Annotated in this window: 14 protein-coding genes and 1 pseudogene; 11 read left to right on the top strand and 4 right to left on the bottom strand. The window is 52.9% G+C overall.

Going from position 1 to position 12,092, the window contains the following annotated elements; translation table 11 throughout:
• Positions 1–2: 2 nt before the first annotated feature.
• Genes VF724_RS11000 through VF724_RS10990 form a run of 3 tightly spaced genes read left to right on the top strand, consistent with a single transcriptional unit; the run spans position 3 to position 3,586 of the window.
• Positions 3–1,310 (top strand): (Fe-S)-binding protein, encoded by a 1,308-nt coding sequence (locus tag VF724_RS11000; RefSeq protein ID WP_371754292.1) that lies wholly within the window; start codon positions 3–5, stop codon positions 1,308–1,310.
• 2 nt (positions 1,311–1,312) lie between these two features.
• Positions 1,313–2,770 carry an FAD-linked oxidase C-terminal domain-containing protein gene (locus VF724_RS10995; RefSeq protein ID WP_371754291.1) on the top strand — a complete coding sequence of 486 codons (1,458 nt, stop codon included), beginning with the start codon at positions 1,313–1,315 and terminating at the stop codon, positions 2,768–2,770.
• 48 nt (positions 2,771–2,818) lie between these two features.
• Positions 2,819–3,586 (top strand): IclR family transcriptional regulator, encoded by a 768-nt coding sequence (locus VF724_RS10990; protein WP_371754290.1) that lies wholly within the window; start codon positions 2,819–2,821, stop codon positions 3,584–3,586.
• Positions 3,587–3,990: 404 nt separating this feature from the next.
• Here VF724_RS10990 and VF724_RS10985 read toward each other — a convergent pair whose 3' ends face one another.
• Together VF724_RS10985 and ytvI are read right to left on the bottom strand one after the other, a co-directional pair.
• The gene (locus tag VF724_RS10985; protein WP_371754289.1) at positions 3,991–4,662 is read right to left on the bottom strand and encodes a manganese efflux pump; all 672 of its coding nucleotides are present in this window, start codon (positions 4,660–4,662) and stop codon (positions 3,991–3,993) included.
• Between the two features lie 123 nt (positions 4,663–4,785).
• A complete protein-coding gene (ytvI, locus tag VF724_RS10980) occupies positions 4,786–5,874 on the bottom strand; it encodes a sporulation integral membrane protein YtvI (RefSeq protein ID WP_371754288.1) in 1,089 nt (362 codons plus the stop codon).
• A gap of 268 nt (positions 5,875–6,142) precedes the next feature.
• Between ytvI and VF724_RS10975 the strand changes: the two genes are divergently transcribed.
• The 4 genes from VF724_RS10975 (at position 6,143) to VF724_RS10960 (ending at position 8,396) form a co-directional block, all read left to right on the top strand.
• Positions 6,143–6,442: a hypothetical protein gene (locus VF724_RS10975; protein WP_371754287.1), complete on the top strand. Its 300-nt coding sequence runs from the start codon at positions 6,143–6,145 to the stop codon at positions 6,440–6,442.
• A 108-nt stretch (positions 6,443–6,550) separates the two neighbouring features.
• Positions 6,551–7,240 (top strand): PspA/IM30 family protein, encoded by a 690-nt coding sequence (locus tag VF724_RS10970; protein ID WP_371754286.1) that lies wholly within the window; start codon positions 6,551–6,553, stop codon positions 7,238–7,240.
• A complete protein-coding gene (locus VF724_RS10965; protein WP_371754285.1) occupies positions 7,240–7,716 on the top strand; it encodes a PspC domain-containing protein in 477 nt (158 codons plus the stop codon). Before VF724_RS10970 ends, VF724_RS10965 begins: the two co-directional genes overlap by 1 nt.
• A 2-nt stretch (positions 7,717–7,718) precedes the next feature.
• The gene (locus tag VF724_RS10960) at positions 7,719–8,396 is read left to right on the top strand and encodes a PspA/IM30 family protein (RefSeq protein WP_371754284.1); all 678 of its coding nucleotides are present in this window, start codon (positions 7,719–7,721) and stop codon (positions 8,394–8,396) included.
• 106 nt (positions 8,397–8,502) lie between these two features.
• Here the strand turns inward: VF724_RS10960 and VF724_RS10955 are convergent, their stop codons facing one another.
• Positions 8,503–8,814 (bottom strand): dehydrogenase, encoded by a 312-nt coding sequence (locus tag VF724_RS10955; RefSeq protein ID WP_371754283.1) that lies wholly within the window; start codon positions 8,812–8,814, stop codon positions 8,503–8,505.
• Positions 8,815–8,923: 109 nt separating this feature from the next.
• The gene (locus tag VF724_RS10950; RefSeq protein WP_371754282.1) at positions 8,924–9,370 is read right to left on the bottom strand and encodes a cupredoxin domain-containing protein; all 447 of its coding nucleotides are present in this window, start codon (positions 9,368–9,370) and stop codon (positions 8,924–8,926) included.
• A gap of 322 nt (positions 9,371–9,692) precedes the next feature.
• Between VF724_RS10950 and uptA the strand changes: the two are divergent.
• The 4 genes and pseudogenes from uptA to VF724_RS10930 all read left to right on the top strand — a co-directional run.
• Positions 9,693–10,283: pseudogene (gene uptA, locus VF724_RS10945) on the top strand (undecaprenyl phosphate transporter UptA); the annotation flags it as partial.
• A complete protein-coding gene (locus VF724_RS10940; RefSeq protein WP_371754352.1) occupies positions 10,269–10,787 on the top strand; it encodes a nuclease-related domain-containing protein in 519 nt (172 codons plus the stop codon). The pseudogene uptA and the gene VF724_RS10940, both read left to right, overlap by 15 nt.
• A 94-nt stretch (positions 10,788–10,881) precedes the next feature.
• Positions 10,882–11,496: an MBL fold metallo-hydrolase gene (locus VF724_RS10935; protein ID WP_371754351.1), complete on the top strand. Its 615-nt coding sequence runs from the start codon at positions 10,882–10,884 to the stop codon at positions 11,494–11,496.
• A gap of 162 nt (positions 11,497–11,658) precedes the next feature.
• On the top strand, positions 11,659–12,075 hold the full coding sequence (locus tag VF724_RS10930) for a DUF4395 domain-containing protein (RefSeq protein WP_371754281.1): 417 nt from the start codon (positions 11,659–11,661) through the stop codon (positions 12,073–12,075).
• Positions 12,076–12,092 lie beyond the last annotated feature (17 nt).

Raw genomic sequence — 12,092 nt, 5'->3', positions numbered from 1 at the left:
TCATGGGAAACGGAAAATTGGGCAATTATTTGTGGCCGGATCCTCCGAACGAAGATAAATTTTCGGTTTGCGTGCACTGCGGGATGTGTCTCGAAGCCTGTCCGACCTATCAGGAAACGGGCTTGGAGCAGCATTCGCCGCGGGGAAGAGTGCATTTGATCAAGTCCGTGGCGGAAGGAAAGCTCGCCGTCAATGAAGCGTTTGCCGATCCGGTGTTCCAATGCCTGGATTGCCGCGCGTGTGAAACCGCCTGTCCGGCCAATGTGCAGGTCGGCTCGCTGATCGAGGAGGCACGGGGGCAGGTTCGTCAAGCGATGCCGCTTACGGGCTGGAAGGGCGCCATCAACCGCCTGTTCCTTCGCGGGATTTTCCCGCATCCATCGCGGCTGCATGCTGTGGGCAAGCTGACCCGGTTTTATCAAAAATCCGGCTTGCGTACGGTGGCGAGAAAAACCGGTGTGCTGAATGTGCTTCCGAAGCACCTGAAAGGGATGGAGGCCGTGCTGCCGGATGTCCAAACACCGGTGCTGAAAAAATACCCGGAGGTCGTACCGGCTCAAGGGGAAACCCGCCAAAAAGTCGCCATGCTGACCGGCTGCGTGATGGATTTGGCATTCAGCGATGTCAACGAGTCGACGATTCGGGTGCTGACGCGCAACGGCTATGAGGTTCATTTGCCCCGGGAGCAAAGATGCTGCGGCGCGCTGCAGTTGCATGCGGGCGACCGGGAACAGGGCAAGGCGCTGGCAAGGCAAAATATCGACGCATTTTTGAATGCCGATGTGGATGCGGTGGTTGTCAATGCCGCGGGCTGCGGGGCCGCGATGAAAGAATACGGTGAGCTGCTGCATGAGGACCCGGAATATCGGGACAAAGCAGCCGAATTTTCGGCGAAAGTCATCGACGTCTCCAAGTTCCTGCACCAGAACGGCTACATCAAGCCTAAGGGCAGGGTGGACAAGACGATTACCTATCATGACGCCTGCCATTTGGCGCATGGGCAGGGAGTCCGCAGCGAGCCGCGGGAGCTGCTGAAGGACATTCCGGGGATCCGTTTGGTGGAGCTGCCCGATGCCGACCGCTGCTGCGGCAGTGCGGGGATCTACAACATCACCCATCCGGAGATGGCGTCCAAGCTGCTGGATCGCAAAATGGACGATATCCCCGAGGGGGCCGAGCTGATCACTATGGGCAATCCGGGCTGCATGATGCAGATCGCGCTTGGCGTTCATCAGCATCACCGCAAGGAAAAAGTGGTCCACACGGTTCAACTGTTGGACTGGGCATACCAGAATGAGACGGGGGAGTAGCGATGTTCAGCAATAGACTGCAAGAGCAGGAAGCAGCCGGACGCGATCCGCTCATCGGGGATTTGCTTTCGATAACCGGTCCGGGCAGCGTATTGTACAAACATGAGGATCTGGTTGCTTATGAATGCGACGGGTATGTCATTCACAAGGCCAAGCCGCGTGCGGTCGTATTCCCTTCGAGCACGGAGGAGGTCTCGCGGGTGGTGAAGCTTCTGTATTCGCGCAAGATCCCTTTTATCCCCAGAGGGGCGGGGACCGGCCTCAGCGGGGGAGCAATCCCCATCGGCGGTGAAGTGTTGATCAGCCTGGTGCGGATGAAGAAGCTGCTGAAGATAGATTTGCCCAACCGGCGGGCTGTGGTTCAGCCGGGCTATATCAATTTGAAGCTGAGCAATTCCATAGCGGAAAAAGGCTATTATTATGCGCCCGATCCTTCCAGCCAACGGTCCTGCACGATCGGCGGCAATATCGGGGAGAACGCGGGAGGCGCGCACTGCCTCAAATACGGGGTAACCACGAATCACGTGCTCGGCCTGCAAATGGTGCTTCCGGACGGCGAAATTCTTGAGCTGGGCGGCGTTCCCGATGTGCCCGGTTACGATTTGATCGGACTGATTACGGGATCGGAAGGGACGCTGGGCATCGTCACGGAAATCACCGTCAGAGTGCTGAAAAAGCCCGAAGCGCTGAAAACGGTCGGAGCGTTGTTCGATCGGGTGGAGGACGCCAGCCATGCGGTTTCCGACATCATCTCCGCGGGAATCATTCCGGCCGCCTTGGAAATGATGGATCAAACGGCGATCGAAGGCGTGGAAAGAGGGAATTATCCTGTCGGCTATCCGAAGGATCTGGGAGCGGTTCTGCTCATCGAAGTCGACGGCATTGCAGCGGGGATCGAGGAGCAGGCGGAGCAAATCATCGCGATCTGCGAAAAGAGGAACGTGCGGGAGGTCAGAGCGGCGTCCAGCGAGGCGGAAAGAACCCGCTGGTGGAACAACCGCAAGCAGGCCTTCGGCGCAATGGGCACCTTGTCCGCCGATTATATTGTGCAGGATGGCGTGATTCCGCGCAGCAAGCTGCCCGAGGTGCTGGCCAAAATCGCGGACATCAGCAATCATTACGGGCTGCGGATTGCGAATGTGTTCCATGCCGGGGACGGCAACCTTCACCCGTTGGTCCTGTTCGATGCCCGGGTGCCCGGCGAAACCGACAAGGCGATCAAAGCGGGCTCCGAGGTGCTGAAGGCTTGCGCGGATGTAGGCGGCACGATTACCGGGGAGCACGGGGTCGGCATTGAAAAAAAGGAAGAAATGCGCTATGTCTTCAGCGAAGAGGAGATTGCGCTGCAACTGGCGGTTCGCGATGTTTTCAATCCGGAAAACCTGTGCAATCCCGACAAAATGTTCCCTTCTCCTTCACGCTGTGTCGAAGTAAAGCAAGCCGCGGCCGCCGCTCCTTGACCGGCTGATGTATAATGAAAGAGAGCAGATGCCGGGGAGGATGGGATGATGGAGCAAGAATTAACGGTAAAGTCGGTTGACCGGGCGATGCAAATCCTGAAAATCGTCGGCGGATACCGGGAAGGCTGCGGGGTCACCGAGCTTTCCAAGCAGGTCGATATCAATAAAAGCTCTGTTTACAAAATATTGGCAACGTTGATGAAGCACCATTTGGTCGAGCAGGACCAGGCCACCGGAAAGTACCGGCTCGGCTTCGCTTTATTGGAGCTGGCGAACAATCTGATCGACACGATCGATTTGCGAAAGCAGGCCTACCCGTTTTTGATCGATCTGGAGGAGGAGACGAACGAAGTCATTCATCTTGCTCTGTTCGATAACGGGGAAGTGGTGTATATCGAAAAGCTGGAAGGCAACGAAACCCTGCGCATGCACTCCAAGGTGGGAAGGCGCGCGCCCGTTCACTGCACCGGCGTCGGCAAAGCGATCCTGGCCTTTCTTCCGGAGGATGAAGTGGAGGTGCTCCTGGACAAGAATGGAATGGACCCGCATACCGAGAAAACGATCACGGATAAAGAGGTTTATATCCGGGAGTTGGAAAGTGTGAGGCGAGAAGGATACGCTTTTGACGACGAAGAGAATGAACTGGGAATCCAGTGCGTGGCCGTGCCGATTTTCAATCATCGCAAGCAGGTGATCGCATCCGTCAGCATATCGGGTCCGACGGTCCGCATGTCCGACGAAAGAAAGGTCCAGCTGATCGAGTTGATGAAAGCGACCGGTTTGAAAATTTCACAGGAAGTCGGTTATCGGAATTAGGTTGTCCCCGACGAATGAGAAGGGGCTTCCAAGAAGAAAGTGTGTCGTAAAAAAATAGTCGAGAATGGTCCGACTATTCGGGTTCGTATCTGGTTCCGGTTGCTGTTGAATTTGGATGCTTGGAATGAATCGCTAAGGTGTTCATCCAAATTCAAAGGCAAACGCTGGGGTTCCTCCACCAGATACGAAGCCCTGTGCCCGGGAGCTCGACTGGATGAACGACACCAGACGGATGGAACAGCCCCTTTTTTCTTAAACCAAAAGAAGCCTTTCCTTGGCAGAATGGTAGTGACACGAATACAAAATGGGGTTCCCACATGAATTAATATAATGGCAAATGTATGGAGACGCGAGTTTATTCGCGTCTCCGTTTAGTTGTCAGAACGGATTCAAATTTATTTCGTCTAAACAATGGCCTCATAGAGGCCGATGGCGATCAGCAGCAGGCCGCCGATCAAGTTTGAATATCTGCCCAGCCAGGAGTCGGCGATGCGCTGCCCCGCATGAACTCCGAAAGCCACGGTCAGCAGCGAGAAGGCGCCGACGGAAACGGATGTCCAGATCGGGGAGAGTCCGCTGATGCCCCCGCCAAAGCCGCTGGCCATGCTGTTGATGGCAAGGGCCAAGCCGAGAGTAACGGTTTCCCGGACGGAAATCGTATGATTTCCGGATCGTTCCCGGTGGGCAGCCTCGCGGACAGCGGGGGTGTCCTTGGATGCTGCCTCGACGGAGTCGGTCGATGCGCGATTGAGGGAGTCGGGAGATTTGGAATCGGCAGAACCGAGGGCAGCTTGTTGCGGTTTTCCGGAAGATTGATGGAATTGAGCCAGCAGCGTTAGAACGCCGATCAATACGATGAGCATCCCTCCGCTGACATTGGCGATTGCCGGAGCAATGTAATGGCCGATCCATTTTCCGAACAGAACGGACAAATAAGTGGCAACCATGGAAAACCATGCGATTACGGCATTTGAAAAGAAGGGTATGGTCACGGCGCGCATTCCGAAAGAAAATCCGATTCCCAGGTTGTCAAGATTGGATGCGATGCCGATCAAAATGATGGAAATCCAATGCATCTATTGTTTCCTCCCATATGGCCTGGATGATTTCGCCCATCAAGTGCCGCGGGTAAAATCATGCGATAAAACACCATATGCGAAAAGGGGTTGTTCATTGTCAGGGAATCAAAATTCAACGGTTCAGGGGTCGTATTCCTCTTCGGGAACGCGGATCCACTGCTGCAGGTAGCCTTGTTCATAAAGCGATTTGATCAGAATGATCAGGATCGGGGATAGAATCAAACCGGCCACGCCGAACAGCGAAAGAGAGATAATCATGAACGACAGCATCGTAAAGGCGGAGACGCCGAGAGAATCACCGGTAATTTTCGGTTCGAGAAATTGCCGCGTCGCGAGAATGACACCCAAAAGCACAGACAGCGAGATGCCGAGCTTCGTTTGACCGACAATGAACAGATAAATGATCCAAGGTATAAACAGCGTGGAGACACCCAGCAGCGGCAGAAGATCGAACAGACCCGAAAGCAGGGCGATGGAGAAAGAATTGGTTACATTCAGAACCAACAAACCGGCCAACACGATGATGAACGTAATGGTGATCAGTTTCAGTTGGGCTTTGATATAGCTGACAAGCCCCTTCAATACGTTTTCTTTGAGAAAATAAAAAGCGGTTTTGAACGTTTTCGGCGTTTTGGTTTTGGCAATCCGGTTCCATGTCTCGATTTCAACGCTCAAAAAATAGGCAAGAATCACCCCAATGCTGAAATTGATGATAAATGTCGAAAACGAGGTCAGAAAAGTCAGCAGATTGCTCAACAGCCACGTGATGAATACGGCGCTTTGTTCCGTCGCTTTTCCGGTGTATTCTTCGACCTTGGTCGTAATGTCCGGCGGCAGTGTGTTGATTTTTTCCTGGAGCATGTCGGTCAATAAGATGATCTGGTTTTTGAGGATCTCGCTGTAAACCGGAATTTTGGCGATCAGGTTGCTGATCTGAGCGACGAAGATGACCCCGGCCGTGGTCACTAGAGCTAGCGCGATCAGGACAAATACAAGGATGGAGACGGCGGAAGCGAACGACTTCTTGATTTTTCCCCGGTGCAGAAATTTGGCCAGCGGCTCGATGATATAAAATATGACAACGGCCAGAAAGATCGGTGCGGCTATTTTCCATAGATGGCTGAAGGCCAGCATAATCAAGTAAACGGTCAGCACTATGAGCCCGATATCGAATACGGTTCTCCAATATTTTTTATAAAATGAAATCATGTCGCACCCCGTTCTATTTGCAAAATCTGCAATTTTGCCCCATGTATCCTATTGTAACCGAAATGGTGCGCCCAAACCTACAAGAATGTTCTTTGCCGCTAAAATTTTTAATAGCTTGCAAAATCTCCGGAACCAGGGTTTGACAAGCTTCCCGACCAAAGTCCAGGTTCAAAAACCGCCGAAGGGCCGTTTTGGCTGCGGGCGGCTGCGGCTACAATAAAGACATAAGCGAAAGGCAATGGATTGAAAGCGAAAGGCGGTGATAGACATGAAAATGAACGGAAGCAACGGGCTTGCCCTGATCTTGATCGCTTTCGGCGTTTTGATCATTCTCGGCAAGCTGGGATTCATCCTCGGTCCGCTGATGGGATATTTGATCCCGATCGCGATGGTGGCTTTGGGATATTTCGGCATCAGGAACGGAAGCCGGTTTTGGGGCTGGCTCATCCTGACGGTCGGCAGTTTCGCGCTGATCGGCAAGTTCGCGGGCATCATCGGCTTTCTGGTGGGGATCGGGCTGATCGTCTACGGTGCGTCCTTATTCAAAAAGCGCCCGGGCGTATATTGAAACCGCAGCTGTCCCGGATATGAAGCAGCCTTGAAAAATCGACGTGGAGAGAACAACGGAATTTATATAGAAAAAAGCTGGGAATAATCAGAGAGAAGGCAAGGAGGAATGAACCGAACCATGAGCATGATCAAACGAATGCGGGACATTACTTTGGCGAATTTTAACGACTGGCTGGAACGCTCGGAGGATCCGGTAAGGCTGATCGACGGCTATCTGTTGGAAAAAGCGGATCACATACGCGAAACCGAGGCGCTGTCGGCACAGTGCCTGCGGCATGCGGTTCATCTGAAGCAGCAATTTCTGCAGGCTGAACAGCAGAAGGAAAAAAGAGAAAATCAGGCGCTGCTGGCCGTCAAAGCCGGGGAGGATCATTTGGCCCGTCTGGCGCTGCAGGAGAAGCTGCTGCATGAGGAAAACAGCAAGCGGTACAAGGAATTGCACGAACAGGCGCAAGACGCCGCAGACCAACTGAGCCTGCAGTTGGCTCAGCTGAAGGCCGACTATCAGGATGTGTGCAACAAACGCGAATATTACCTGGCCCGGCTGGAATCGGTCTGTCTGCGGCAGCGGATGAACGCGCACCGAGGCGGAATGGGCGGCCGTGCAGCTGAGAGCTTGTTTAGGCGAATGGAGGAGCGCGTCTCCGATATGGAGCTGGAAGCGCGGTCGCTGGAAGATGTGCGGCGGTTGGGACGCGAAGCTGCAATGTATGCGGGAACGGCGCTGAAAGAGGCGCTGGATGGGGAATTGGAGCGTCTGAGACGCAAGCTGCGGCAGGAAGGAGGCGGCGTCTGATGAGACGATTGTATCGCTCGCAGCGGGATAAGAAGATCTTCGGTTTGTGCGGTGGACTCGCGGAGCAGTTGAACGTCGATGCGACGCTGCTGCGGCTGGTTGTGGCGGCAGCGGCTTTTTTCACCGGGGGCGCAGTTATCTTTCTGTACATCGTGGCCGGTCTGGTGATCCCGAAGGAGCCGTTCGGCCCGTACGCCGGTACGCATCCGGGTGCCGGAGGGAGCTTTGGCGGAGGGGCATATCCGGGAGGCGGAGCATACGGAGGACCCCGCTATAACGGTTGGTCCGGCGTAAGCCAAGCCGACGGCCCCATGGGTATGGGCGGTGCTGCTTATGCCCAACAGCCGAAGTACGCGGCGGAATCGAATCTGGATGAAGTCATGAAGGATTTGGAAAGAAAGTCGATGGAGAAAGAAATCGAAGCGCTGAAAGCAAAGTTGGCCCAATATGAGAAACAAGAGAAAGGGGAAGAATGAAGATGGGAATTTTCAAACGGATAGGAGATCTTACGAAAGCATCGATTCACGATTTGCTGGATAAAGTGGAAGAACCGGTGGCGATGTTGAACCAGTACTTGCGGGATATGGAGGAGGAAATCGCTCAGGCGGAGGTGACGGTCGCCAAACAAATCGCCAATGAACGGCGGATCGGCCAACGGTTGGAGGAAACCCGCCGCAGCGTGGAGGAGCGGTCGTTGCAGGCGATGTCGGCGCTTAAGGAAGGCAGGGAGGCGATCGCGAGAAAGGCGCTGGAGGAGAAGCTTTATCTCGAGCAGAAGGCTGAGGAATTTGCGGGACTGCATGAGCAGGCGCAGACGCAGGCTGAGGAATTGAAAGCGCAGCTGCACGAGATGAAGGAAGAGTTTTATAAAATGCGCAACAAGCGCAACGAACTGGCCAGCCGGGTGCAGTTGGCGAAGGTGAAGAAACAGATGTCGCAAGTGAGCTACAGCGGACAGACGATTGAGGGGGGAAGCGCATCGCGGAACTTCTACCGCATAGAGGAGAAGATTTTCCGGATGGAGACGGAAGCAGAGGTGGCCCGTCAAGCGTATGTGCCGGGCGTGTCCCGGGAAACACTGAATGCTGCGCAGCAGGAAATCATCGATCAGGAAATGAGGGTCTTGCGAGAAAAGCTTGAAGCCAAGACCGAATGACAGGATGGATTCTGAACAAGAATCCGGAAGCATTCATGTTGAATTGAGCGGCTGCTGCCCGAAGGCGCGGCCGTTTATGTTGTTTTCGGTCGCAAGCGCAACCGATTTACCCGCCGAAAGCGTCGCGGAATGCGCGTGACAGTTCGTGAAGCTCGACGCTCCATAATTCGGCGATTTCCGGGGCGACATTTTCCTCCCACCAGTCGGAAAGCGCTTTTCGGTTGCTCCTGCTTTCTATAATCCAAGGGAGGTTCCCGATCACTTTGTGGAAGTAGATTTCCTCCGCTTTGACGATTTGGTCGGGCGGAATCCAGATTTTCAGCCGCTTCATCGTCCGGAACAATTCCCGGTTGCAGGCTCTTCTGACTTCTCTTGCGGAAGGAACATCCCGTTGATGTTTCTCTTTTGACGTATCCATGTTGCATCACGACTCCTCTCCCTATTATTTTTATGCCGGGAGAAGCCGCGAGGCCACAGCGTTTGTTCCAAGTTTCCGGTTTATTCAGCCTTTATAAATAAAAAATAAATTAATTTACCACGATGTAAGCGATCATCGGACCGTTATGGGCAATGTCCGGATGGGCAAAGCAGATCATGCGGTAAATTCCTTTTTTGCTTGCCGTGAACGTGACGACTGTCTCCTGCCCTTTTTTCACTTCGCCTTTGACGTTTAATCCCTCGATCACGAACGGATGGCTTTCTCCGTTGATACCGTAAATGCTGAGCTTGACCAATTCCCCTTCTTTGACGGGGATTGTTCCGGGATCCCAACGGTAAGCCTCGATGATTTTTCCGTCCTTCGTTACCGACTCGAATTTTCCCGCCACCATATGAATCATTCTCGCGCCGGTGACCTGAGTATTCGCGGGAACGCCTTTTTCCCGAGCGGCATACTCCAAAAAAATGATCATGATCAGTACTATGGTTGCGATCATTAGCAGGTGCTTCCGTTGGATAATAATAATTTTGGACATTAGACCACCTCATGACAGTTTGTTCAAATTTAGCATATGCTTGGGCTTGTCTTGACATGACAGCAAATTGGCAGGCAGAGACAGGCGGTTTTCAAAGGAAGGAGGGAGTCGTGATCAAGGCGTTTTGCAGTTTTGCAGAAAGGCATGAATTTGATTATTATAGAATAGGGATGTTAACCATCTTGAAAATTCATTTTCCGCTAAAAAATATTTAAATGTGAATTCTTCGAGGACGCTTCAGCTTGCCATTTTCATCACCTGTTGGTGCCATGAAATGGCATGGGACGTCAAAGAAGGATTTGGAGAGAAAGTAGGAATAAGAATGCAGGATATCATACATCAGCTGCTGAATGTGATTGCCGATCTTGGATATTGGGGAATTATGTTCGGATTGGCCGTCGAGATCATTCCAAGTGAAATCGTCCTTTCCTACGGAGGATTTCTGGTCTCGCAAGGGAATATTACCTTTATTGGAGCCGTCCTCTACGGAACGGCGGGGATCATGATTGCGCAGCTGATCCTCTATTGGATCGGACGGTATGGCGGAAGGCCTTTCGTGGAAAAGTACGGCAAGTATTTGCTGATCAAGCCCAAACACCTGGATATTGCCGAAGGCTGGTTCAACCGCTACGGAGCGGGTATCGTGTTTACCTCCAGATTTGTTCCCGTGCTGCGCCAGGCGGTGTCGGTCCCTGCAGGGATGGCGAGAATGCCGCTGCTGAAATTCGGTCTTTATACGCTGCTGGCGACCGTTCCCTGGAGCGTGCTGTTTATTTATTTCGGCAAAACGCTGGGCGAAAATTGGCAGAGCATTCATGAAAAGGCGGGTCCGTTGGCGCCGCCCTTCATAATCGGGGCGGTAGTGCTGGCGGCTGCTTATTTCGCCGTTAAATCGGTCTTGGATAAAAAGAAGGGCATCAAGCAGGCGGGCATATCGGGGGAAAAGGCCGTCGCCCATCAGTTGAAATTTCTCGGCAGCGAGTACAAGATTTTGAATTCGAAGATGATCTGCTCCGGCGGGAGCTGCCAGCAGTTTGATCACGTCGTGGTCGGCCCGAACGGAATTTTTCATATCGAAACCAAGTATTGGTCCGGGCAAATTGCCTTTACGGAAACCGGAATCGAGCGGGATGGCGGGAGGGGGACCAAGAACGATCCGACCGCCCAAATGTACCGCCACGAATACATATTAAAGGAACTGGTCAGAGAGAACGGATTGGCGGGCGATGTCGTAGGCATTTTATGCTTTGCTCATCCGGGCTGTGAGTTGATCGGCAGCAGCCCGGCGTTTGCGACCGTAAAACTGGATCGGCTGGTTCATTTCCTGAAAACCCATCGAGCCAAAAAGACGCTGTCGGACGAAGAAATCCGGAAGATTCTTCGGGTGATTGAGGCCAACAGCAAATCTGCCGGCTGAAGTCTTTATATGCCGGCCCGCACTTCAAGTTGAGGGAGGAATCGAATTGAACTCGGGCGTTATTGATATATTCGGTGAAAAGCAAGCGCTGCAGATGGAGATGTTCCCGTTGGGGCCGCTTGCCACAAACGCATATTTGATTCTGAAGCCTGAAGAAAACAAAGGGATAATCATCGATCCTGGCATGAATCCGCAGATGCTGATCAAGCGCATCAAGGACATAGAGATTGAAGCAATCGTGTTGACCCATGCGCATTTCGACCATATCGGAGGGGTTGACGAGATCCGAAAAATGAAGGGATGCCCGGTTTATCTTCATCCCCTGGAGGCTGATTGGCTGACCGGCCCGGAATTGAACGGCTCCCTGATGTGGCCGGAAATCGGACCGCCGATTTCAAGCGCGCCCGCGGAATTCGAGCTCGGACACGGGCAGAGGCTTCGTTTGCTGGGCGTCGATTTCGAGGTGCTCCACACGCCGGGGCATTCACCGGGCAGTGTCAGCCTGCTTCACGGTGACAGGTTGTTCAGCGGGGATGTCCTGTTCCATAATTCGGTCGGCAGAACCGATTTGCCGGGGGGCAGTTCGCGGGAGCTGTATCGTTCCATCCATGAACTTCTTTTTCCCTTAGGCGATCATGTCCGAGTTTACCCGGGACACGGCCCGAAGACGACGATCGGGTTTGAAAAGGAAAATAATCCTTACGTGTAAATGCCTTTTTACCGCATCGGAAAGGACTCGGTGACAATCTTTGAAAAGGCTTCGATAGAAGCTTTTCTTAATCCCTATTGAAAAAGTCGGAATAATCACCTATAATAAACTATAGTAAACCGACTAATTTAGTCGGTATTATGAATGGGTGGGTGATTCAGGATGAAAGAAATTCCGATTTTTTTAGTTCGCACGAATCAGGCGGCAATTGTGTTCATGATTTTGCTGTCGTTGATGTTTCAGCAGCCGTGGATTACTGCAGGACTTTGGCTGATTCAAACGGTAGGTTTAATCAGTGGAGGCAGGTGGAATCTGTTCGTTCGGATCGGCCGTTTGTTTCATGGAGACCATCCGGGAGCGCGGACTGAATCCGTAGAGCTGCAGCGATTTAACAACTCGATTGCAGTTTTTTTGCTCACTGTTTCGGTTGCTTTCTTCGCTTCGGGTTGGCAGATGATCGGTTACGTATTCGCGTTGATCGTTGCAGCCGCTGCATCCGCCGCACTGGCGGGATTTTGCGCCGGGTGCTTTATCTATTACCAGTACAAGCAGTGGAAATGGAAAAGAAGCCACGCATGACGCGCGCTTCGGCGTAT

This window comes from Ferviditalea candida, assembly GCF_035282765.1.
In the GTDB taxonomy this organism is placed as follows: domain Bacteria; phylum Bacillota; class Bacilli; order Paenibacillales; family KCTC-25726; genus Ferviditalea; species Ferviditalea candida.
Note: the sequence above shows the minus strand (reverse complement) of the source record. Positions and strands in the feature narration are given on the sequence as shown.